General features: G+C 64.8%; 16 protein-coding genes. 11 read left to right on the forward strand and 5 right to left on the reverse strand.

Going from position 1 to position 22,760, the window contains the following annotated elements:
- The first annotated feature begins 8 nt into the window (after positions 1-8).
- The 8 genes from bcsA to E1N52_RS17750 are packed head-to-tail and all read left to right on the forward strand — an operon-like array spanning position 9 to position 14,999.
- Positions 9-2,234, forward strand: a complete 2,226-nt coding sequence (gene bcsA / locus E1N52_RS17715; RefSeq protein ID WP_133184054.1) for a UDP-forming cellulose synthase catalytic subunit — start codon at positions 9-11, stop codon at positions 2,232-2,234.
- Entirely contained in the window at positions 2,231-4,597 is a 2,367-nt protein-coding gene (gene bcsB / locus E1N52_RS17720; protein ID WP_165979405.1) for a cellulose biosynthesis cyclic di-GMP-binding regulatory protein BcsB, read from the forward strand. Before bcsA ends, bcsB (E1N52_RS17720) begins: the two co-directional genes overlap by 4 nt.
- 40 nt (positions 4,598-4,637) lie before the next feature.
- The gene (bcsB, locus tag E1N52_RS17725) at positions 4,638-6,971 is read left to right on the forward strand and encodes a cellulose biosynthesis cyclic di-GMP-binding regulatory protein BcsB (protein WP_133184056.1); all 2,334 of its coding nucleotides are present in this window, start codon (positions 4,638-4,640) and stop codon (positions 6,969-6,971) included.
- 13 nt (positions 6,972-6,984) lie between these two features.
- On the forward strand, positions 6,985-10,980 hold the full coding sequence (locus tag E1N52_RS17730) for a cellulose biosynthesis protein BcsC (protein WP_133184057.1): 3,996 nt from the start codon (positions 6,985-6,987) through the stop codon (positions 10,978-10,980).
- A gap of 44 nt (positions 10,981-11,024) precedes the next feature.
- Positions 11,025-11,675, forward strand: coding sequence for an SGNH/GDSL hydrolase family protein (locus E1N52_RS17735; RefSeq protein ID WP_133184058.1), 651 nt, complete (start codon positions 11,025-11,027; stop codon positions 11,673-11,675).
- Positions 11,676-11,712: 37 nt separating this feature from the next.
- Positions 11,713-12,414, forward strand: coding sequence for an alginate O-acetyltransferase AlgF (locus E1N52_RS17740; RefSeq protein WP_133184059.1), 702 nt, complete (start codon positions 11,713-11,715; stop codon positions 12,412-12,414).
- A 4-nt stretch (positions 12,415-12,418) separates the two neighbouring features.
- A complete protein-coding gene (locus tag E1N52_RS17745) occupies positions 12,419-13,828 on the forward strand; it encodes an MBOAT family O-acyltransferase (RefSeq protein WP_133184060.1) in 1,410 nt (469 codons plus the stop codon).
- 4 nt (positions 13,829-13,832) lie between these two features.
- Positions 13,833-14,999, forward strand: a complete 1,167-nt coding sequence (locus E1N52_RS17750) for an alginate O-acetyltransferase AlgX-related protein (protein WP_133184061.1) — start codon at positions 13,833-13,835, stop codon at positions 14,997-14,999.
- Between the two features lie 41 nt (positions 15,000-15,040).
- Here the strand turns inward: E1N52_RS17750 and E1N52_RS17755 are convergent, their stop codons facing one another.
- The 4 genes from E1N52_RS17755 to E1N52_RS17770 form a co-directional block, all read right to left on the reverse strand.
- The gene (locus E1N52_RS17755) at positions 15,041-15,418 is read right to left on the reverse strand and encodes a hypothetical protein (protein WP_133184062.1); all 378 of its coding nucleotides are present in this window, start codon (positions 15,416-15,418) and stop codon (positions 15,041-15,043) included.
- 132 nt (positions 15,419-15,550) lie between these two features.
- Complete coding sequence (locus tag E1N52_RS17760) at positions 15,551-16,813, reverse strand: DUF3734 domain-containing protein (protein ID WP_133184063.1); 1,263 nt, start codon at positions 16,811-16,813, stop codon at positions 15,551-15,553.
- 26 nt (positions 16,814-16,839) lie between these two features.
- Positions 16,840-17,622, reverse strand: a complete 783-nt coding sequence (locus E1N52_RS17765) for a 3-hydroxybutyrate dehydrogenase (RefSeq protein ID WP_133184064.1) — start codon at positions 17,620-17,622, stop codon at positions 16,840-16,842.
- 35 nt (positions 17,623-17,657) lie between these two features.
- On the reverse strand, positions 17,658-18,455 hold the full coding sequence (locus E1N52_RS17770) for an acetoacetate decarboxylase (protein ID WP_133184065.1): 798 nt from the start codon (positions 18,453-18,455) through the stop codon (positions 17,658-17,660).
- Positions 18,456-19,032: 577 nt separating this feature from the next.
- On the opposite strand from E1N52_RS17770, the gene E1N52_RS17775 reads away from it, so the two are divergent.
- Positions 19,033-21,045 carry an ATP-binding response regulator gene (locus E1N52_RS17775; RefSeq protein ID WP_133184066.1) on the forward strand — a complete coding sequence of 671 codons (2,013 nt, stop codon included), beginning with the start codon at positions 19,033-19,035 and terminating at the stop codon, positions 21,043-21,045.
- Here E1N52_RS17775 and E1N52_RS17780 read toward each other — a convergent pair.
- Positions 21,042-21,737 (reverse strand): response regulator, encoded by a 696-nt coding sequence (locus E1N52_RS17780; RefSeq protein WP_133184067.1) that lies wholly within the window; start codon positions 21,735-21,737, stop codon positions 21,042-21,044. The two genes, E1N52_RS17775 and E1N52_RS17780, sit on opposite strands and share 4 nt — an antisense overlap.
- 166 nt (positions 21,738-21,903) lie before the next feature.
- Here E1N52_RS17780 and E1N52_RS17785 point away from each other — a divergent pair, with 166 nt between their 5' ends.
- Both E1N52_RS17785 and E1N52_RS17790 read left to right on the forward strand, forming a co-directional pair.
- Positions 21,904-22,350, forward strand: coding sequence for a hypothetical protein (locus tag E1N52_RS17785; RefSeq protein WP_133184068.1), 447 nt, complete (start codon positions 21,904-21,906; stop codon positions 22,348-22,350).
- 26 nt (positions 22,351-22,376) lie between these two features.
- On the forward strand, positions 22,377-22,742 hold the full coding sequence (locus E1N52_RS17790; protein ID WP_133184069.1) for a hypothetical protein: 366 nt from the start codon (positions 22,377-22,379) through the stop codon (positions 22,740-22,742).
- The last annotated feature ends 18 nt before the right edge of the window (positions 22,743-22,760 follow it).

The following is a 22,760-nucleotide window of genomic DNA, read 5'->3' on the forward strand; positions in this document are numbered from 1 at the left end:
AGAAATCGATGCGTCCGCAACGACAATCGGCCGGGGCGGGACAAAGTGACGATGCCGGTGACTGGGACGACAAACTGCTGCAAGCGGGTGCGTCGCTGCTCGCATCGCGCTGGTTGCGCGTGCTCGTGACGCTGGCGGCCGTGCTGTTGTTCACGTCGGCCATGACGGTGCATCTGGCTTTGTCGAAGCAGTGGGTGTTCGCCATCCTGTGCATGGGCGTCGCGATCGCGCTGAGCCGCATTCGCGGCCGCGTCCTCACCGTGTCGCTGGTGACGCTGTCGGTGTTCATGTCGTTGCGCTACCTGTACTGGCGCGTGACGCAGACCCTGTCCTTCACCAACTCGCTCGACCGGACCTTCGGCTATCTGCTGTTGCTGGCCGAAGGCTATGCGGTGCTCATGCTGTTGTGCAGCTACTTCCAGACGCTCTGGCCACTGCATCGCCGGCCTGCGCCGCTGCCGGCCGATACGTCGGCCTGGCCTACGGTGGACGTCTACATCCCTACCTACAACGAGCCGCTCGAAGTGGTGCGGCAGTCGGTGCTGGCGGCGACGCTGCTCGACTGGCCCGCCGACAAGTTGCGCGTGTACCTGCTCGACGACGGTCGTCGTGACGAGTTCCGGGCATTCTGCGAGCAGGCCGGCGTGGACTATCTGACGCGGCCCGACAACACGCACGCCAAAGCGGGCAATCTCAACGCGGCGCTGGCGAAGACGAGCGGCGAGTACATCGCCGTGTTCGACTGCGATCACGTGACCACGCGCTCGTTTCTGCAGATCTGCATGGGCTGGTTCCTCAAGGATCCGAAGATGGCCATGGTGCAGACGCCGCACGTGTTCTATTCGCCCGATCCGTTCGAGCGCAACCTCGAAACCTACCGGAAGGTGCCCAGCGAAGGCGACCTGTTCTATGGCGTGCTGCAAAACGGCAACGATCTCTGGAACGCCGCGTTTTTCTGCGGTTCCTGCGCGGTATTGCGGCGCTCGGCGCTCAATGAGGTGGGCGGCGTGGCGACCGAAAGCGTCACCGAAGACGCGCTGACCGCGCTCAAGATGAGCATGAAGGGCTACAACACGGGCTATCTCGCCATTCCTCAGGCGGCGGGTCTGGCTACCGAAAGCCTGGGACGCCACATCGGTCAGCGTATTCGCTGGGCGCGCGGCATGGCGGAGATCTTCCGCCAGTTCAACCCGCTGTTGATCTCGGGGCTGACGCTGCCGCAACGGCTGTGCTACCTCAGCGCGATGATGCACTTCTTCTTCGGCTTGCCGCGCATCGTGTTCCTGATCACGCCGATGGCCTATCTGTTCTTCGGCGCGCACGTCTTTCACGCCTCGGCGCTGATGGTGCTCGCCTATGCCGTGCCGCATCTCGTGATTTCGAGCATCGGCGCTTCGCGCATTCAAGGCCGCTTCCGCCATTCGTTCTGGAGCGAGGTCTACGAAACGGTGCTCGCGTGGTATGTGATTCTGCCCTCGCTCCAGGCGGTGTTGTTTCCGGGCACTAGAGGCTTCAACGTGACGTCCAAGGGCGGGGTGATCCGCCAGTCGTTCCTCGATTGGGCGATGGCGCGGCCCTACATCGGCCTGTTGATCATCAACCTCGCCGGGTTTGCAGTGGGCGTGGTCGGTCTGATCCGCAGTCCCGGATGGCCCGAGGCGATGAGTATCCTGTTCAACCTCGTCTGGGTGATCTACAACGTCATGAACCTGAGCGCGGCGGCAGGCGTGGCGTCCGAGTCGAGGCAGCTGCGCCTCGCGCCGCGCGTGCAGATCGAGTTGCCGGCCGCCATCCGTCTGGCCAACGGGTGTCGCGTCGTCTGCCAGACCAGCGACTATTCGCACGGCGGTCTGGGACTGGTGCTGCCCGAGGGCGCGCCGCTGCCGCAGCGTGGCGAGCGCGTCATGGTCTCGGTGTTCCGCGACGACTACGAGGGCAAGTTCCCCGCCGAAGTCCAGGTGTGCCGCGGCCGCACCGTTGGCGTGAGTTTCCCGGCCCTGACGATCGATCAGGAACGCGACCTGATGCGCGTGACGTTCTCGCGCGCCGACAGCTGGATTGCCTCCTGGGGCCGGTATCGTCGAGACCGGCCGTTGCGTAGCCTGTTCGAGGTGCTCGGTGTCGGCGTGCGCGGGCTGAAGGAGTTGTTCCGGCATCTGCTGATGGGCTCACGCGAGCGTCTCGCACGTTCGGCCGAGGCGCAGGCGAGCGAGTTGGGATCGAAGCAATCGTGAGACCCGTCAATCAGTTGCCTTTGCGCGCCCTGACGCGCACGCGCCGGTTGGCGCCGCGGCTGGGTTCGGTGCTCGCCGTGCTTGCGATCGGCGCCAACGTTGCGCTGGCTGCGAGTGCGCCCGGCGCGCCGGCCGCATCGGCGCCGTCGTTTGCGTCGCAGGTCGTCACGGCCGAAGCGCCCGCATCAGCGCAGCCGCAGACCACTACCGACTCTGGCGAGACCTATACCTACCGCATCCCGCTACTGCGGCAACACGCTGAGCAAGGGCTGACGTTGCTCGGCGAGGACGCCTATGGCGGTATGGACTTCGGTTTGCGTCGTGATGAGCGCGTCGTCAGCGCACGGCTCATGCTCGACTATCGCTATTCGCCCACCTTGCTCCCCGCGCTCTCGCACCTCAATGTGCTGCTCAATAGCGTGGTAGGGGCGACGATCGCGTTGCCGGAACCTGCGCCGCGCACGTCGACGCAGGCGAGCGTGGATTTGCCGGTGTCGCTGCTCGCCGAGTTCAATCATCTCAACCTCGAGTTGATTGCCCATAGCAAAGCCAGCGATCAAGGCAACGATCCGCTGAGTCCCGACCTGTGGCTAAAAGCCGGCCCGAATAGCGCGCTCGAACTGACCGTGGCCCCGGCGGCGCTCTCTAGCGACCTGTCGCAACTGCCCGCGCCGTTCGTCGACACGCGCGACGTGCGCCGGGTGAACCTGCCCGTCGTCCTGCCGCGCGTGCCGGGTATGCGGCGCCTCGAATCCGCGGGCATCGTGGCCTCGTGGCTGGGCGCGCAGGCGGGCTATCGCGGCTCGCACTTTGCCGCGAGTCTCGGCACGTTGCCCGCACATGGCCATGCCGTCGTGCTGGCGCTGCGCGACGAGTTGCCGACCCTGGGCCTGGCTCCGCTCGCCGTCGACGCTCCGACGCTGGCGATCGTGCCGAACCCCAACGACGCCAACGGCAAGTTGCTGCTGGTCACGGGCCGCGACGAACCGCAACTACGCACGGCAGCAACGGCACTGGTGCTGGGTGCGAAGACGCTTGCAGGCCCGCTGGTCCGCATCGACGGTCCGGTATCGGCCGCGCCGCGCAAGCCTTTTGACGCGCCGAACTGGTTGCCGGGTGACCGTCCGGTGGAACTGGGCGAACTGTTGCAGGCGGACCGGTTCACGCTCCAGGGTTTCCGGCCCGGCGCGATCGATGTGGACCTGCGCCTGCCGCCGGGCCTGTTCGGATTCAACAACGGCGGTGCGGTGCTGAATCTGCGTTATCGCTATACGGCGCGCCCGGAGTCGACGCATTCGGCGCTGAACGTGCTGGCGGGCAACACGCCGATCGCGGCGTTGCCGCTGCCGGGCGACGCATCGGACGGCCATGCCGTGATCCGGATTCCGACGTATCTGCTGCCGCCGTTGACGACGCTGCAATTCGACTATCACTACGAGGCGGTCAAGGCGAAGGACCACTGGCAGGACGTGCCTGGTGGCCCGCTGCTGAGCGCCATCGATCCGACTTCGACGATCGACATTTCGCACTTGCCGCGTTACACGGCCATGCCGGATCTGGGCGCGTTCGCCAACGCGGGCTTTCCGTTCACGCGCCTCGCCGATCTCTCGGAAACCGCGGTGATCCTGCCCACGCAACCGGTCGCGGATGACTACTCAGCATATCTGACGCTGATGGGCAGCATGGGCCAGGCCACCGGTTATCCGGTGCTGGGCGTGACGGTGGCCGATCCGGCCCAGGTGGAAACGCTGCGGAAAAAGGACTTGCTCGTGCTGGCTTCGGGCGACAACCAGCCCTTGCTCAAGGCGTGGCGCAGCGATTTACCGCGTGGGTACTTCGCTCCGGCGCAGGCGTCGGGCGACTGGCTCGCCGGGTGGTGGGACAAGCTGACTGGCGGCCAGGCGCAAGCCAGGCGCGAAGCCGACATCGCCGCGCTCTATCGCAGCGACGACCACGACGGCATGGTGGCCGGTCTCGAATCGCCGCTGGCGCACGGCCGCAGCGTGGTGGTCGTATCGGGCAATACGCCGGGCGGCCTCAGCGCCGTCGTGGACGCACTGCAGACCCGCCACTACCGCGTCGACGACACGATCGGCGGCAGCCTCGTGGTCGTGAACGACGGCATTCTCACCACGCTGAACAAGGATCAGAGCTATTTCATCGGGTCCTTGCCGCTTGGGCTCGCGATCGAGTGGTTCTTCGCGAGCCACATCGTGCTGCTGCTCGCGGCGACGCTCGTCAGCGTCGTGCTCATCGGCTTGCTCGGCGGCGTACTCCTGCATCGGCGCGCCCTGAGCCGCCTGAATCTGGACATTCCCCAGACATCGCAACGTGAAGAAGGACGACGAGGTTCTCATGTTTAAAAGACGGCCTGCTATTTCCCGGGCACGCCTCGCGCGTTGCATGACCGTACAGCCAGTATTGCGGGCGTTGCCGGCATTGCTGCTCGGCTGCGCCTTCGTCTCGACGGCGCACGCCCAGGCCGCGGCAAGCGGCAACGCCGCAAACAACGCGCAGGCGCAGCCCGCTGCTGCTGCGGCGGCGGCATCGTCTTCGGCGGTAACCTGGTCGTTGCGGCAACTGGGTGCGCAATACGCGCTCAATCTGCGCGGCGTCGACGGCAGCAATACGCTGCCGGTCGGCGTGCGCGACGATCAGGTCGTGAGCGGCGCGCGCCTGAATCTGCGCTACGCCTATTCGCCGGCGCTGCTGCCCGATCTCTCCCACATCAACGTGCTGGTCAACGACCAGGTGGCGGCCTCGATCGCGGTGCCGAAGGACACGGCCGGCGCGAGCCTGCAGCGCACGATCACGCTGCCGGCGTATCTGTTCACGTCGAACAGCAAGTTGCGTCTGCAACTGATTGGCCACTACACCACGCAGTGCGAGGACCCGCTGCATTCGAGCCTGTGGGCCAACATCAGCAACGAAAGCACGCTGAGCATCGACACGCAGCCGCTGCCGCAGGCCAACGATCTGGCGCGCCTGCCCAAGCCGTTCTTCGACGGCCAGGACATCCGCCGGCTGAACCTGCCGGTCGTGTTCGCGGGCAATCCCGATACAGCCGCACTGGAGGCCGCAGGCGCCGTGTCGTCGTGGTTCGGCGCGCTGGCAAGCTTCCGCGGCGCGGACTTCCCGGTGTCGCTCTCCGCCGTGCCCGCGCAAGGCAACGCGGTCGTCATCGTCGAAGGCACGGAGCAGGCCGCGCTTGCGGGGGCGCCGCTGCAAGGTCCGACACTCGCCATCGTCAGCAACCCGAACGATCCCAACGGCAAGCTGCTGCTCGTCATGGGCCGTGACGGCAAGGAACTCAAGCAGGCGGCCGACGCGCTGGTCACGGGCAGCCAGACGCTGTCGGGTTCGAGCGCGCTCATCACGCATTTCGCCGATCTCGCGCCGCGCAAGCCCTACGACGCGCCGCGCTGGCTGCGTACCGATCGCCCCGTGTCGTTCGGAGAACTGATCGACACCAAGCAGTTGAGCGTGTCGGGCTACAGCCCGGACCTCATCCGCATCAATACGCGCGTGCCGCCCGACCTGTTCGGCTGGCATGCGCCCAACGTGCCGATCGACCTGCATTACCGCTACACGCCGCAGCCTTACATGGTCAATTCGTCGCTGCTGTTCAGCGTCAGCGACCAGTTCATGAAGTCGATTCCGCTGCTGCCGCTCGAGCGCCTCGAAGGCGGCGACAAGCTGCGTGCGGAAGTGCTGCCAGACAGCAGCCTGCCGCGTCAGGCGAAACTGGAAGTGCCGCTGGAAACGCTCCTGCAGCCGAACACGCAGCTGCAGTTCCGCTACATGTACGACTACATCAAGCAGGGCGAGTGCCGGGACATCATCATCGACAACGTGCGCGGTGCGATCGACCCCGAATCGACGATCGATCTGTCGACGTACCCGCACTACATCGCGATGCCGAACCTGGCCGCGTTCGCCCAGGCGGGCTTCCCGTTCACGCGCATGGCCGACTTGTCCGACACGGACGTCGTGCTCGGCGCCAATGCGGGGCCGCAGGAGTACAGCACGTATCTGGCCGTGATGGGCCGCATGGGCGACTCGACCGGCTATCCGGCACGCGGTGTCACCGTGCTGCGTGGCCAGCGCATCGACGCCATGCCTGCGGCGAAGGATCTGCTCGTGATCGCGTCGGGCGCCGATCAGGCCTGGCTCAAGGACTGGGCGCAGTACATGCCTGCGGCGTACGACCACGGCGCGCAGTTCTCGCTTTCGGATCTGCCGGGCCGCGTGCGCGGGTGGTTCCACGCCAACCCGCGTCTGGACGCCGCTCCCGGGCGCCTCTCGCTCGCCTGGACGGGGCCGGGCGTGAGCGCCGTGCTGGCGGGTTTCGAATCGCCGAAGGTAAAGGGCCGCAGCGTGGTCATGCTGGTCAGCAATCAACCCGATGGTCTCAAGGATGCGGTCGCGGCGCTGCTGGGCGTGCCGAACTACGACAAGCAGCCTATCCAGGGCAGCCTCGTGTCGATCCGCGGCAACGAAGTCGATGCGCTCGTGGGCGAGCACACGTACTACGTCGGGCATCTGGGCCTGTGGCGCGGCCTCGACTGGTGGCTGGCTTCGTTCGGCGTGTCGCTGGCCTCGCTGCTGAAGGCGCTCGGTGTCGTCGCGCTCATGCTGCTGGCGGCGGGTGGATTCGTGGTGTTGCGGCGCCGCCAGGCGCGACGCGATGCCGAAGCCGAGGCACGGCTGCGCGCAAAGCAGCACGCACAACAATAATCAGGAAGCCTTCATGTTAGTCAGCCGCAGCCAGGCCTGTGTTCTGGGTTTGTTGCTCACCTCGGTCAGCCACCCCGCGTGGGCGCAGGACGCCAGTTCCAGAATGCTGCTCGAGCAGGGCCGCTACTGGCAGGCGCATGACAAGCCCGATCTGGCCGCGCAGTCCTGGTCGAAGCTGCTGCTGACCGATCCGAAGCAGCCCGAAGGCCTCTATGGCATGGGGTCGATCGCCGTCGGCAAGAAGCAGTTTGCGGTCGCCAACGACTATCTGACGAGGCTGCGCGCCGCGGCGCCCGACAGCCGCTACGTGCCGCTGCTCGAACAGGACCTGCGTCTTGCCGTGGAACCCAACAAGTCCACGTTCGCGAAGGCGCGCCAGATGGCGCAGGACGCCGTCAACCAGAACGACCCGAAAGCGCTGGCGGCCGCGATCGCGCAATACGACAAGGCATTGGGCGGCAAGGCTCCGCAGGGCAATGTGGCGCGCGAGTACTACACCTTCCTCGGCTATACGGACGGCGGCGTGGATCCGGCCATTCAGGGCTTGACGCGCCTGAACGCCGAGACGCCCGATCCGTATACCCAGTTGGCGCTGGCCCAGCATCAGGTGCGCGACGAACGCTATCGTGCGGCAGGCGTCGCGTTGCTGGAAAAGCTGGCCGCGCGCCCGGACATCGGCGGCGCGGCCACGGAAGCCTGGCGCTCTGTGCTGACCTGGGTCACGCCCACGCCGAAGAACAAGTCGTGGTTCGAGGACTATCTGAAGCTGCATCCCGATGACGATGAAATTCGCCATCAGATGCTGTCACCGCGCGCGGCAGGCGCCCCTGCCGCACCCGTCATGGACCCGCGCCTCACGCGCGGCTTCGCGGCGTTCAAGGCGGGCGACATCACGACCGCCGAACAGTCCTTCACCGATGTGCTGCGCGACAAACCCAACGACACCGATGCGCTCGGCGGCCTGGGTCTGGTGCGCATGCAACAGGGCGATCTGGCGCAGGCGCAGACGCTGCTCGCGCGCGCCGTCGCGCGTCCTGGCGCCGGGGCCAACTGGAACAAGGCGCTCGCTTCGGCACGCTACTGGTTGCTGGTGAATCAGGCCGAAGGCGCGCAAAGCGTGGGCGACTACGCCGCCGCACGCAGCAAGCTCGATCAGGCGCTGCGCATGGACCCGGCAGAGCCGGGCGGGCGCAATGCGTCGGCCCGGCTGTATGCGGCGCAGGGCGATCTGACCCGCGCCGAAAAGGTCTACCGTGAGGTGCTGGCGGCGCACCCGAACAACCGCGAGGCGGTGAGCGGGCTCGTCGATATCCTCGCCGCAACGGGGCGCGCCGACGAGGCCCAGAAGTGGGTCGACGGCATGTCGCCCGAGCAGCAGGCCGGCATCGGCGGCCTCGATCGTTTGCGCGCCGCCGTTGCCGCGGGCCGCGCCGACGCCGCCGAGCAGCGCGGCGATCTCGACACCGCGCGCCGTATCCTCGAAGACGCGCAGCACCGCGATCCAGACAATCCGTGGATCCGTCTGGAACTGGCGCGCTACGACCTGCGGCAGGGCCATGCCGACGAGGCGAGGGAACTCGTCGATGGCCTGCTCGCCTCGAACCCCGACAATCCCGACGCGCTCTACGCGAGCGCGCTCTTGGCCATGCAGATGGGCGACTGGACGCGCGCGCAGGACACGATGGCGCGCATTCCCACCGCCGCGCGAACGCCGAACATGGTCGCGACGGCGCAGCAGATCGATTTCCAGGCGGTGGCGGCGCAAGCCTCGCAGTTGGCGCGCGACGGCAATCTGGACGACGCGCGCAATATGCTGGCGCGGCTCGAAGCGTCGGCGGGCAAGGACCCGGCGCGGGTGAGCGCGCTCGCCCAGGCCTATGTCGATGCGGGCAATCTGCCGCGCGCCATGGCCTTGATGCATGGACTGATGCCGAATGGCCTGAAGGGCAGCGGTCCCGATGTGCAACTGGCCTACGCGGGCCTGCTGCTCAAGACCGGCCAGAACGTTCAGGCCCAGGAGGTGATCCGCGGGTTGCAGGGCGAGACGCTGACCGCAGACCAGCGCCGGCAACTGGACGACCTGAATTACCTCTACGCCGTGCGTCTGGCCGAGCAGCAACGTCAGCAAGGCGATCTTGCGCAGGCCTACGATACGCTCGCGCCGGTTCTCGCGAAGCGGCCCAACGACAGCCTGGCCAACGCCGCGCTCGCGCGCATGTATGCGGCCGACGGCCAGTACGGCAAAGCGCTGTCGCTGTATCGGAAGGCGCTCGCGAACGACCCCGACAACCCTGGTCTGGAACTGGGCGTGGCGATGACGGCGGTGCAGGCCGGCAAGGGCGGCGTGGCGGACGCTGCCTTGAAACAGGCCATCGCGAAGGCGCCGAACGATCCGGATGTGCTGGCGGGCGCCGCGCGCATCTACGCCATGCAGGGCAAGACCCGCGAGGCGCAGTCGCTGCTGTTGACGGCCATCGCGGCCAAGGAGAAGCGCCTCGGCGTGCAGGCGCAGGGCGTCCATGTGGCGGGCAATCCCTTCGTGCACGACGACGATCGCCGCCGCCGTGCGGCACGCGACAAGGGCCAGGCTGCTGCCACTGCGTTTGCCGCGCAGGGTACGGGGGGCACCGCAACCGATGGCACGCTCGCGAACGACGCGGGAACGGCTTCCGGTGCACCGTCTGCAAAGACGTCGAAGGCGGCGCGTGTGTCCGCGCTGCCTTCCGTGGCCGGCACGCCGATTGGTGAGCAGGCGCCGCAGGACGCGCCGGCCACGAGCGCGCCTCAGGAGGGCGCCATCTCGCTCGACGACATGCGCAACGAACTCGACGATATCCGCTCGGAGCGCTCGCCGGAAATTCGCGGCGGCCTGTTCGTCTCGTCGAACAACAGCGCCGGCGGGACCTCGCAATTGACGAATGTGGAGCAGCCGCTCGAAGCCTTGCTGCCGGTCGGCAACGGCAAGCTGTCGCTGCGCGTGACGCCGGTGGAACTCGAGGGCGGCACGCTCGGCACCGATGTCTACAGCAGCAGCCAGTTCGGTGGCGGCCCGGTCGCCGCGCAGGCGCAGAAAGACGGCACGGTCGCTGCGCCCGGCGCGCAGAGCGCCCATGGCGTCGGTCTGGGCGTGGGCTACGAGACGCGCAAGTGGGCGTTCGACATCGGCACGACGCCACTGGGTTTCCAGTACACCAATGTCGTCGGTGGCGTGTCGTTCAAGAGCGCCATCGGTGCGAAGGGGGGCTGGTTCAACGCGGGCGTGTCGCGCCGGGCCGTGACCGACAGTATCACGTCGTTCGCGGGTTCGACCGACGCGCGCTCGGGCCTGCGCTGGGGCGGCGTGACCGCCACGGGGCTGCACGGCGCGATCGGCCTCGACAATCAGGACTTCGGCTTCTACGGCTACGGCTCCGTGAAGTACCTGGACGGCTATAGCGTCCAGTCCAACGCGGGGGCCGAGGTCGGCGCGGGCACGTACTGGTACCTGCTGCGCAGCGCCAGCAACATGCTGACCATAGGCATGAATCTGAGCGGCGAGTTCTACCGCCACGACGAAAACAACTTCACCTACGGCAACGGCGGCTATTTCAGTCCGCAGCGCTTCTATGCGTTCACCGTGCCCATCACGTGGGCGCAGCGCTCGGATCGCTGGACCTACAAGCTGCAGGGGGCGGCAGGTCTGCAGTACTACCACGAGGACGGCGGGCCGTACTTCCCGACCGACAGCACGCTTCAGGCGGTTGCCGTCACGGCAGCTTCGTCGCTTGGCTTGAGCGACGGCGCGGTTCATCCCGCGCAGTCGAAAACCGGCATCGGCTACAACCTGTTGGCCGCGGCCGAATACCGCTTCAGCAATCACCTCACGGGTGGCGCGTCGGTGGGCGCCAACAACTCGTCCAGCTACCGCCAGTGGGTTGCCGGGCTGTATCTGCGCTTTAGCTTCGCGCCGCAGACGAAGTCGCTGGATATGCCGGTCATGCCTTACCAGTCGCATTACAACGATCAGTAGCCCGGTCGATCGAAAATCGACCGTTTTTCAGGAGTCTTAAGTTCATGCTTGCTTCCGTACTTGCAGGTCTCAGCATTCTCATGATTGGCGACAGCCATCTGAGCGAGCCGGGTTATCTCATCGACACGTTGCAGGACCAGCTTATCGCCGCCGGCGCGCAGGTGCACACCTACGGGGTGTGCGGCAGTGTGCCGGGCGATTGGGTGAAGTCGGTGCCGGGCACCTGCGGCGGCGCTTCGCGCAACGGCAAGGCGCCGCTCGTCGTCGATCACAACGCTAAGACGCAGCCGATCGATCAGCTCGTTGCGGCGAACAAGGCCAACCTCGTCATCATCGTCGAAGGCGACACGATCGGCGGTTACGGCAAGGACGATTTCCCCAAGAGCTGGGTGTGGCAGCAGGTCACGGCGCTCACGCAAGACCTGGCGGCCAGCAAGACGGCGTGCGTCTGGGTCGGGCCGGCGTGGGGCTCTGAAGGCGGCAAGTACCAGAAGAGCTTCGCGCGCGTGAAGCAGCTCTCGTCGTTCCTCGCCACCAACGTCGCGCCGTGCCAGTACATCGACTCGCTCACGTTTTCGAAGCCGGGCGAATGGGCGACGGTCGACGGTCAGCATTTGACGACGACCGGCTACAAGTACTGGGGCGCCGACATCATGAAGGCGCTGGTCAAGCTGCCGGTCGTGCAGCACAAGTAAGGCGCCGCTTCGTCACATCGAGAGTCTGAGAAAAACAATGAAAAACGTCCTTTCCCAGCCGTTGCGCTTCGTGCTTCGCGGCCTTGCGCTGTCCGTGCCGTTTGCCATTCAACCGGCGATGGCCGCAGATATCCCGCTGTACCCGAGCGGTCCCGCGGAGGATTCGTCGTTCGTGCGTTTCGTCGATGGCGGATCGCAATCCGTGGACGTGACCTCGGCAGGTTCGAAAGCGCGCCTGACGCTCGATGCCGCGAACCCGGCGAGCCACTTCTTTCCGATCGCCGCGGGCAAGCCCGTGGCCGGCACGCTGACGGCCGGCGGCGCACACCAGGACGTCAGTGCGACCGTGAAGCCCGGCGAGTTCGTCAGCATCGTCGCGCTCGACGGGGCGCAGAAGGGCGCGCGTTCGCAGGTCGTGACGGTCCGCGAAAAGCCGGATGACTTCAACGCGCTTAAAGCGTCGGTAGGCTTTTACAACCTCGATGCGCACTGCGCGACGCCCACGCTGAAAGTGCCGGGCCGCGACATCGTGCTGCTCGACGGCGTGGCGGCGGGGCAGAGCAAGCGCCGCCAGGTCAATCCGGTCGCGCTGTCGGTGCAGCTCGCCTGCGGCGGCCAGCCGGTGGGCCAGCCGCTGAATCTGGGCGCGCTCGTGGCGGGACAGCGTTATACGGTGTTCCTCGTGCCGGCCGGTGCACAGTCGCGCATCTTCTTCGCGAACGACGCGGTGAGCCGCTGATCACATGGTCTTCGCGTCCCTCGAATTCCTGACGCTGTTTCTGCCGGCCTTCCTCGCGATCTACGTCATGTCGCCCGCACGCTGGCGCAACGGCGTGCTGCTCTTTTGCAGCTGGTTCTTCTATGCCTGGTGGAGCCCGGTCTTTCTGCTGCTGTTCATCGCGCTGACGTTCTGCGGCTGGTTCGGCGGTGTGGTCATCGACAGGGCGCCGAGCCCGCGTGCGCGCGGCGGATGGCTCGCGGTCTTCATCGCCGTGAATGTCGCGATCCTGTGCTGGTACAAGTACGCCAACATCGTGGTCGATAGCCTCGACAATGTGCTGGCGGCAGGCCATGCAGGGCCGATTCCCTGGCAACACGTGGTGTTGCCCATCGGACTGTCCTTCATCGTGTTGCAATCGATCTCGTACCTGATCGATGTGCAGCGCGGCACGGTCCCTGCCGACCGCAGCGTGATCCGCTATGGGGCCTATCAGGGAATGTTCGTACACCTGATTGCCGGGCCGATCATTCGCTATGCGTGGGTCAAGCGCGAGCTGGTGTCGCGCACGGTCGACTGGGACGCTTTCGCAGCAGGCGCGCGGCGGCTCATGGTGGGCATGAGCATGAAGGTGCTGGTGGCCGACACGCTTTCGCCCATCGTCGACGCGGTCTTCGCCATGCATGCGCCCTCGCTCGCGGATGCATGGCTCGGTTGCGGCTTCTACACGCTGCAGCTGTTCTTCGATTTCGCTGGCTATAGCGCCATGGCCATCGGGTTGGGGCAGATGCTGGGCTTTCGTTTCCCCGAGAACTTCAACCATCCGTATCTCGCCAGCAGCATTCAGGACTTCTGGCGTCGCTGGCACCTGTCGCTGTCGAGCTGGATTCGCGACTACCTGTACATCCCATTGGGCGGCAACCGCGACGGCGAGTGGCAGACCGTCCGGAACCTGCTGCTGACCATGGCCATCGCGGGCCTGTGGCACGGCGGCGATAGCTGGAACTTCCTGCTGTGGGGCATCGCTCACGGTGTTGCGCTGACGGTGGCGCGCCTCTGGCGTCGCGCCGGCATGCCCGCTGTGCCGCTCTTGTTGTCGCACGTGCTGACGCTCGTTTTCGTCATGCTCGCGTGGACGCTGTTTCGCGCGGTGGGTTTTCATGCGGCGCTCGCGATGTACCGTGGCCAGTTCGGCTTGAACGGAATCGGCTTCAGCGACGCCACGCTTGTGCTGCTGCGGCCCGTGCATGTGCTGGCCGCCGCGCTGGGCATCGTCTGTGTGCTGCTGCCGGTCTGGCAATCGCGCTGGGAGCGCCTCGCGGACACGGCGCAGGGCCGGTTGTGGCAGGCCGTGTGGCCGCTCGCGGGCTTTCTGCTGTCGTTCGGGTTGATCGTCGCGCGCGGCGCGGTGCCTTTCCTCTACTTCCAGTTCTGACGCCATGGAAGATCCCAAGCCGCTACCGCAATTACCCGCTACGCGCGCCGCCAAGGCCGTTGCCGTCATCCTCATGGGCTTCCTGTTCGCGGGCCTGTTCTTCAATATCCGGTTCGCCTCGACGACGGCATCGCTGTTGCCTCAAGCCGTGACGCGTGCGGGCATGCTGGACGGCACGGTGTCGAAGGAACTCGCCAGCCGCATGGCCGATACGCCGATCGCCGCCGATGCAGCGCGCATGCAGCGCGCGCTGGGCTGGCTGGCGCTGGGCGACCTCGGCCCGCGCGTGCGGCAGGGCTGTCCCGGCTGGTTGTTCCTGCGCGACGAACTGAACGTGTATGCCGATGGCGAGCGCCACCTGGCGGCGCGCGCCGCGACAGTCGCCGCCGTGCAGCGCGAACTGGCGCGTCACGGCATTGCGTTGCTCGTCGCCGTGGTGCCCGACAAGTCGCGCATCGAACCGCAGCATCTGTGCGGCCTGTATCGGCCGGCGTCGCTGAGTGCGCGTGTGGGCGACTGGACCGCGCGTCTCGCAACCGTTGGCGTGCCGGTGGTGGACCTGGGCCCGGCGCTGCGCGGCGTGCCGGGCGACTCTTTTTTCCGGACCGACACGCATTGGACCCAGGACGGCGCAGGCGCTGCGGCGCGCGTGGTGGCGCAGCGCATTCGGGCGATGGACGAGCCGCTGGGTTCGGGCGTGTCGAGCCAGCCGGGCTATCGCGTGGCCGACAAGCCGGCTGCACGGCGTCCCGGCGACCTCGTGCGGCTCGCGGGTCTCGATGCGTTGCCGGTGTCCTGGCAGCCGAGAGCGGAGTTCGTAACTGGCCGGGCTTACCTTCACGTGGCCCAGGCGGCTGCGTCGGCCGACGATCTGTTCGGCGATGCCGATCTGCCGACTATCGCGGTCATCGGCACCTCATATTCGACGACGTCCGATTTCGTGCCTCAACTGGCGTTGGCAGTAGGCCGGGGCGTGGGGAATTTTGCGCGCGAAGGCGGCAAGTTTGGCGGTTCGGCGCGTGCTTATTTCGCGAGCGCAGCGTATGCCCAGACGCCGCCCAAACTGGTTGTCTGGGAACTGGACGAACGGGATTTGCAGGCGCCTCTTGAAGCGGAAGACGACGTTGTCGTGCCGAATTCCGCTCCAGTTGGCACGGTGGCCTCGCGTTGAGGCCTTCTGTCCGGGTAATCGATTCCGCGGACCTCCGGCGCTCAGGCCTTCAGCAGGTCGGCTGCGAACGAATTCGCATGCGCAACGGCCTCTTGCGCGTTGAGGAACACGCCGAGCTGCTCCCAGCGCTCTTCGACCGCATATGTGCCTTTTACCGCGAGCGCTCTTTGCACGCGCAATTGCGCTGCATACCTGCCGTCCTCCAGGGGGCGAGCCGTCGCAACGATCTTGTGCGGGGGCACTGATCTATCTGGCTGAACCAGCTGGGCAGGACCGCCAGGTATGCCAACATCTTTCAACTCGTTTCGGGCATTGCAGTCCGGGCAGTAGAAGCACCAACCCGCGTCCTCCTGACTGGATCTCACCTGCCCGCGAGCCAGCACAGCACGACATTCAACGTTTTCGCAGATGAACGGCATCGCAGTCTCCCGAGTTGTTTGAAGGGAGCCTAGCACGTCCGTCGTCGGTCATCCATTGGCAATGTTGCCGGGCCCGGCGTCATGGAAAACCCGCAGGCGCGGGCCGACGCCGGGGCTGCTCAACCGCTGTGCCTACGCGACCTTGCGAGTCAGATCCACCTGTCCCGAGGCGCCGGCGCTCAGTTCGGCGCGATCCGATTCGGGCACTTCGCCGGCGCGCCGATGGATGTCGTGCGTGACGAAGCCTTGCTCGCGGCTCGGTATCGCGAACCAGTCCGGTTGCGCAAACGACGCGCGAATGTCTTCGATGCCGCTCGACCAGTGCTCTTTCATGGTGTCGGCACTAAATTCGTAGTCCTTGTAATGCCCTTCATAAGGCTTGTTCTTGTAGATCAGATGGACCACGTTGATCGACGAACCATCGGCCACCTTCTCGGCGAGCTGGAAGAGGGGATCGCTGCGGCGCGCCTCGGCGGGTACATGCTCGAGGAGCTCCTTGATAAAGCGCGCGTGCTTTTGCCGGTCGGCAAGCATGTTGGTGATGGCGCGCGTGCGGCTCGAATATTGAATGTCTTTGGCTCGTTCGGCCACGTCCAGAAAATCGGCGGGTACGTTGCCGCTCGCGCTCCATAGATCGACCTGGAATACGAGTGTGTCCTTGTGGTCCGCCTCACGCAGCACCTCCGTGAGCGGCGTGTTCGACACGAGGCCGCCGTCCCAGTAATACTCGCCGTCGATCTCGACAGCCGGAAAGCCCGGCGGCAGCGCGCCGGATGCCATGAAGTGCTCGGGTTCGAGCCGCATTTTCGCGTTGTCGAAATAGACGAGATTGCCGCTGCGTACATTCACGGCGCCCACGGAAACGCGGATTGGGCCATCGTTGATGCGGTCGAAATCCGCGAAACGTTGCAGCGTGGACTTCAGTGCGGCCGTGTCGTAGTAGCTCACCGCGTCCGGCATTGCCTTTTGCCAGCCTGCGACGGGCAGCGGGCGGCGCGGCGCGAAAAAGCCTGGCTGGCCTTCAGTGAGCGCGCGACCCGCTGCCCACATGCTGGCCCAACGGCGCGAAAATTCCTGCTGGCTGAAGATCGGCATGGCGAGCGCGCCGAGGTTGCCGAACCAGTCGAGCGGATGGCAGATCGATTCCCAAAATCCACGCAGCGCTTCGACGCGCCGCGCCGGCTCGTTGCCCGCAATAATCGCCGTGTTGAGCGCGCCAATCGACACGCCAGCAATGCGATGCGGTTCGACGCCAGCCTGCGCGAGCCCTTCGAACACGCCGGCCTGATAGGACCCGAGCGCGCCGCCGCCCTGCAAAACAAGGGCGATTTCGTCGTAGCGCGGCAGCTCAAACGGCTTGCGCTCCGTGCGGGCGGTTAGATTGCTGCTGCGCATACGTTCTCCCTTTGTTCGTTGGTTGCTTAGTGCATCGACCAGCCGTGCGTGACGAGCACCGACTGGCCCGTCAGCGCCTGCGACTCGAAGCCCGCGAGGAATGCGACCGTGTTGGCCACGTCGTCGAGCGAGGTGAATTCGCCGTCCACGGTGTCCTTGAGCATCACGTTCTTGACGACGTCCGCTTCCGAAATGCCGAGCGCCCTGGCCTGTTCGGGAATCTGCTTGTCGACGAGCGGCGTACGGACGAAACCGGGGCACACGACGTTGGCGCGAACGCCGCGCGGACCGCCTTCCTTTGCCACGACGCGGGCAAGGCCGAGCAAACCGTGCTTAGCCGTGACATAGGCCGCCTTGAGCTTCGACGCCTCGTGCGAGTGCACCGAACCCATGTAGACGATCGAGCCGCCCTTGCCGCTGTTGTACATGTGCTTGAGCGCGGCCTTGGTGGTCAGAAACGCGCCGTCGAGATGGATTGCGAGCATCTTCTTCCAGTCGGCAAACGGGAACTCGTCCACAGGGCTGATAATCTGGATGCCCGCGTTCGACACGAGCACGTCGATGCCGCCGAAGACGCGTGCCGCTTCGTCGATCCCTGCATTCACGGCTTCCTCGTTGGTGACATCCATCGCCACGGCAAGCGCCTTGCCGCCCGCGCTCACGATGCTGTCCGCCACCCTTCCGGCGTTTGCGAGGTTGAGGTCGGCGATCACGACCGCCGCACCCTGGCTCGCGAACGTGCGCGCGCAATGTTCGCCAATGCCGCTTGCGGCGCCCGTGATGACTGCAACTTTATCTTTCAAAGACATACGTATTCCTTACTAAAAACCGATAGATATGCAGATTAAGCGAGTTCGACTTCGGGTTCGCCCAGGGCGGCGTCCTGGTTCGAGGTCGCGGCGAGATAGTCGAAGGCGACCTCGCCGATGTCGAGCGTGAGGTCCGCAATGACGTGACGTGCACCCACCACGCGGCGCACCGGCAGATCGGCGACGGGCGCGAGCGCGTGCGGATGCAGTTCGATCGCGGCCGGGCCGCTCCATGCCCCTTTCACCGTCACGTCGCGCAGATAGAAGCGCACGAGTTCGCAGATGCGCGCCGTGCCGTCCACATGCGGAATGATCTTGAGAAGATAGTTGGGCGTGTCGGCGAGCTTGCGGCGCTCGTCTTCGCTGTTGAGCACGTGATGCTTGTAGCCCATCGTGCCGGTCGCGATGCGTTGCGTGCCGTAATCGAGCGTGCCGAGCAGCGTGTCGTTGCCGTCGACTGCGAGCACGGGGCGCGCGAGCTTCTTCGGGAAGCCCCAGATTTCACGGCCGCCGGCAATCGGGCCTTCGTCGTCGAGGTACATCGAATGCGTGTAATTCGCGAGGCGCCCTTGCGGATCGCGTACGGAAATCACCTGTCCGCTTTCGGTGTAATCGCCGAATCCCGACGAGTCGGGCATGCGGATGAATTCGTAATGAACGAGATTGTTTTCCGGCTTAAGCGGCTCCGGCACGATGGCGCGCAGCGCATCGGGATCGGTCTCGTACGTGATGATGAAATATTCGCGATTGACGAAGCGAAACGGCGGCCGCGGATACGCGGGGTTGTGCATGGGCATCGCGAATGCATCGCGGCGGATTCTTGCCAGATCCATACTGTTCTCCAGGCTAGGCTGCGTGAAAACGTCGCGACAGATCTTAGATGGAAAACGTGACACGATCGCATTTATGGAGATAAAACACCGTTTCAGTTTCGTAAAATAAAAAGGAAATTGAAAGTTTAATGACCATCTCCACGTCATTTTCGTATGGCTGGCTCGACGTTGCGCATGTCAATTTCTGCCGCTGAATCAGGACATTACGTTCGTTGCGCTGGAAACATATGATGAATACTGCTCAAAAGAGGAAATAGATTAATGCGTGGATCGGGGAGAGGAGGCCAGGCACCTTGCACAGTGAAGGAACGCCTCGGCATGGCATAGGCGGGCTTCGTCGTAATTGAAAAGGAATGCGAAATATTAAGGCTGCCCGGCAAAAACCGCTGCGCTTCCGGATCGTCGCGGGCGGATCACCATGTTAGATGACATCTCTATGATTGACTGGCGTAATATAACCTCGCTTCCTGCGGGGAAGCGGGCGCGTCAGGTTGTGACCGACTAGAATGGATTGGCAGGCCTAAGCACGAGACGTGCTTCCCGCTTCGCTAGCCAGCGAGCATACCGGCGAGATGCGATGAGCATATTCAGGTTTCAATCGGCGACGGAATCGGCATTCCTCAAACGCTCGCATGCGCCCAGCGCGGTTCGCGCATGGCTGGTCGATATGCTTTGCTGGCCCGCCCGGTTCGAGGATCCGCAGGTCGAGCGGGAATTTACGGAGGACTATGGGCGCCGGTTTGCCGACTTTCGCCGTGCGGCGCTGGTGCTCGGAACCCTGATCTGGGTGTGTTTCGGCTTTTGGGAAATCAGCCTTGCGCAGACCAGCCCGGTGTTCCGGCCGTACTTTCCGGAGGTCTTCGCGTTCCGTTGTGCCGGTGCGATTGGCGCCACCGTCGGCATCGTGCTGGCCTTCAGGCTCGAGTTTCATCGGGACACGGTTGCACACTGGATCCTGCTCTCTGGCCTGGCGTTCATGTGCTTTTGCCTGTTGATGCAAACGGTCCTTGCCCCGCGCCCATTCAATTTCACTCATTTTTTTGTTGGGTTTTATTTAATTCTCTTTTATCTGTTTGGCTTTCTGCGCCTGCGGGCCAAGGCGACGTTAATACTTACCGCGTGCGTGATCGCCGTGATCGTGATCGCGCAGCTGGTCACTCAGGCCGTCGAGCCGGACAACTTCGCGGCGGGCATGTTCTATCTATTGAACGTCGCGGTTTTGGGGCATAGCGTCAACGTGAATGCCGAGCGGCATGTACGCGACCGGTATGTGGCTGTCCAGGCGCTTGCCCATAGCAACGATGCGCTGCAAAGCGCGAACGCCGAACTCGCGCAAAAGCACCATGACCTCGAGCGGGCACGGCGCGACCAGCAGACCAAGTCGGAAGCCCTGATTGCCCTGCGCGAGCAGCAGCGCGAAGCCGCTGAGCAGGCGAGCCGGGCGAAATCGCGCTTTCTGGCCGCAGCCGCGCACGACCTGCGCCAGCCCATGCACGCGCTGAACCTCTTTCTTGCGGCAGCAGACGAAGCGCTGGAAGCGCGCGACGTCGAAGCATCGGCCAAGCTGATCGGCGAAGCGCGCAAGGCGTCGGTGTTGACGGCGCGTCTTTTCAATGCGGTGCTTGATCTGTCGAAGCTCGAATCGGGACACGTCAACCCGACCTATACGAGCGTCGACCTGAGCCGCGTGACCGAGGAGACGGTCGAGCAACTCGCGTCGTTCGCTGCGAGCCGCGGCGTCGTGTTGCGCTATGCAAAGGCGCTGCAAAAACCCGCCTGGGTACGCACGGACGCCGACTGGATTCCCCGTGTGCTGAGCAACCTCATTGCGAACGGAATCAAATATTCGGATCCGTCGAAAGCGGGCCGCGCCACGGTGCTCGTGGGTTTGGTACGTATGCCTAATTATGTGCGTCTCGACGTGCTCGATAACGGAATCGGCATCGCGTCGGAGCATTGGGACGCAATCTTCCAGCCGTTCGTCCAGCTCGGCAACCCGGAGCGGGACCGCGAGAAAGGGCTCGGGCTCGGTTTGTCGATCGTGAATGCGGTGGTGTCCCTGCTCGAGGGACATCGTCTCGAACTCAAGTCGATCGAGGGTCACGGGTCGCGTTTCTCGGTGCGCATGCCGGTGGCGGACCCGTTCGCGCATGAGGATGCGGCGATATCGCCCGCCGATGCGGCATCGTCGCCGTCACCGTCGTCGCTGCGCGGTCTTTACGTGTTGCTGGTCGAGGACGACAGTCTCGTGCGAGCCTCGATGGAGGCCTTGTTTGCGCGATGGGGGGTGCTGTCCGATTCGGTGCGCTCCGCAGCCGAACTCGACGAGCTGTTGCAGACGATCGAGCGCGTGCCCGACCTGGTGATCAGCGACTACCGGTTGCCGGAGAATTCGACCGCGCACGACGTCATCCGGCTTTTGGGCGAGCACTTTGCGCGGCCCGTGCCGTGCCTCGTGGTGACTGGCGAAGCCGTGGCCAGCACGCAGGGCGTGTTGCCGGAGCGCTGCGTGCTCAGCAAGCCATTGGCCCCCGACTTGCTGATTGCCCGCATGCTCGAATTGACCGAGGCAGCGGCCCGGCCGGCTTAGGCCGCCGGGGCGTGCGCGACGGTGGGAATCTCAATGCCGCGGCGCGCCATTTCGACGATCAGGAAAGTGCGCCGCGAGACGTTGAAGCGGCTCAGCAAATCGCTGATGTACTCCTTCGCGGTGTTCTCCGAGATATTCATCTTTCGCGCGATGGCCTTGTTCGACATGCCCTGCAGGACAAAGCCCAGGGTCTGCGCGAGGCGCGGCGGCAGGTTCAGTGAATCGATCGGAATGGCCTTGCTCGGTCCGGGGGACTGCGGGGTATGTCCGCCTTTGCCGAGTACGCTGTTGGGCAGATAAACCCGGCCATTCAGGATCGTCTGCAGGGCTTCCCGGAATACCGCACCGCCTTCCTCGCTGGCCTTCGAGATGAAGCCGCCAGCGCCATTCTTGATGCAATCCAGCACCGTCTCGCGGTCGTCCTGCGCGGACAGCATGACCACATGCGCAGCGCGCTCGTTTTCCTGCAGCCAGTGCAGCAAATCAAGTCCGGTGTGATTGTTACCGATCTGGTAGTCGAGAAAGACCAGGTCGTAAGCCTTGTTCTGCAGCCGTTCGACAGCAGCGTCGTACGAGCCGGCCTCGTCGATGTCGAGCGTCGGTTCCGAGGTCAGGATCAGGCTCTTCATCGCGATACGCGTCAAGCCCTCGTCTTCGACGAGCAGTACGTGGCGGAAATACAGGTTGTCCATCTGGGCCTCTCTAGTCGAGCCTACTGTACCCGCATTCCTTCAGGTTGCGATCCCCCCAAAGCGGGGGACGCTTGTGGGGCCGCCTTCTGGAGGCGTTTTTCCCCCGGCATGGCCGGTTTTGCCAGAACCCCGGGACGCGCACGATGGTGTCGCTGCAGTTCGGACGATGAGGGACACCATCATGCATACGCCGCATCCCGACTTCAAAAGCCTGCTGAATATTTTCCGCTTCACGTCGGATGACGAAACACGGGCGCGCCCTTGCAAGCCGGAGCCTGAACCGGCGACGCAGCCGGACGCAACGATCCTGGCGGAGTTGCTTCGGGCAAGGGCGCTCATGGTCCGCGTCGAGTCGAGCGGCGTGAAATTCCCGGACCAGATCTACGACGTCTTCGTGGAGGCGCTGACCGCCTACGACCAGAAGTGCTGGACGGAGCAGATCGACCGGAGTTTTTGCATCACGTTGAACCTGCTGGAGTCGGTTGCACGCCATCGGCGTGGTGCCTCGGCGGCGCGCCCCGTGTGTACCGATGCGACCCTTGTTAATCAAGAAAATCCGGGCCCGAAGGCCATTATCAGCGAGCACCGGAACGCGCTCGACGGTAATTGGTGAGCGATCGCCGACGAGGAGACTGTGCGATGCAAGACAACTCCATCCGGTACGACGCGGCCGATGAACAGCGCCTGCAATCCTTGCTTGCGCAGGAACGTGATAGCCAGACGGGGGGCACGCGGGCAGGGCGCGAAAAAACAATACAGGTAAAGACAGAGACAGAACGGCGACCCAACAGTCCCTACACTGTCCACACTCTCGACACCGCAATTGCCCACCTTGAAAGCGCGATTAGCGCGGACAAAGCGATGGCGATTTTCGGTGCGAGTTATTGGCACTCTCGCGTGCTCGAACTCCGTTCCACACCGGGGATCCTGCACATTCAGGAGCGTCGGCTGCAGTGCTTGCTGGATCGGTTTGCGGCCAAATCCGGGGGACAAGAAGTTGACTGAGTCGTGCCTGAATCGGGG

The sequence above is a fragment of the Paraburkholderia guartelaensis genome, from assembly GCF_004353905.1.
Classification (GTDB): Bacteria; Pseudomonadota; Gammaproteobacteria; order Burkholderiales; family Burkholderiaceae; genus Paraburkholderia; species Paraburkholderia guartelaensis.

Excerpts from the sequence above, each read along its gene's own strand:
- E1N52_RS17735 (WP_133184058.1), top strand. The coding sequence starts at position 11,025 with ATGCTTGCTTCCGTACTTGCAGGTCTCAGCATTCTCATGATTGGCGAC.
- bcsB (WP_133184056.1), top strand. The coding sequence starts at position 4,638 with ATGACCGTACAGCCAGTATTGCGGGCGTTGCCGGCATTGCTGCTCGGC.
- E1N52_RS17750 (WP_133184061.1), top strand. The coding sequence starts at position 13,833 with ATGGAAGATCCCAAGCCGCTACCGCAATTACCCGCTACGCGCGCCGCC.
- E1N52_RS17755 (WP_133184062.1), bottom strand. The coding sequence starts at position 15,418 with ATGCCGTTCATCTGCGAAAACGTTGAATGTCGTGCTGTGCTGGCTCGC.
- E1N52_RS17740 (WP_133184059.1), top strand. The coding sequence starts at position 11,713 with ATGAAAAACGTCCTTTCCCAGCCGTTGCGCTTCGTGCTTCGCGGCCTT.
- bcsA (WP_133184054.1), top strand. The coding sequence starts at position 9 with ATGCGTCCGCAACGACAATCGGCCGGGGCGGGACAAAGTGACGATGCC.
- E1N52_RS17785 (WP_133184068.1), top strand. The coding sequence starts at position 21,904 with ATGAGGGACACCATCATGCATACGCCGCATCCCGACTTCAAAAGCCTG.
- E1N52_RS17765 (WP_133184064.1), bottom strand. The coding sequence starts at position 17,622 with ATGTCTTTGAAAGATAAAGTTGCAGTCATCACGGGCGCCGCAAGCGGC.
- E1N52_RS17780 (WP_133184067.1), bottom strand. The coding sequence starts at position 21,737 with ATGGACAACCTGTATTTCCGCCACGTACTGCTCGTCGAAGACGAGGGC.
- E1N52_RS17775 (WP_133184066.1), top strand. The coding sequence starts at position 19,033 with ATGAGCATATTCAGGTTTCAATCGGCGACGGAATCGGCATTCCTCAAA.
- E1N52_RS17790 (WP_133184069.1), top strand. The coding sequence starts at position 22,377 with ATGCAAGACAACTCCATCCGGTACGACGCGGCCGATGAACAGCGCCTG.
- E1N52_RS17760 (WP_133184063.1), bottom strand. The coding sequence starts at position 16,813 with ATGCGCAGCAGCAATCTAACCGCCCGCACGGAGCGCAAGCCGTTTGAG.
- E1N52_RS17730 (WP_133184057.1), top strand. The coding sequence starts at position 6,985 with ATGTTAGTCAGCCGCAGCCAGGCCTGTGTTCTGGGTTTGTTGCTCACC.
- E1N52_RS17770 (WP_133184065.1), bottom strand. The coding sequence starts at position 18,455 with ATGGATCTGGCAAGAATCCGCCGCGATGCATTCGCGATGCCCATGCAC.
- E1N52_RS17745 (WP_133184060.1), top strand. The coding sequence starts at position 12,419 with ATGGTCTTCGCGTCCCTCGAATTCCTGACGCTGTTTCTGCCGGCCTTC.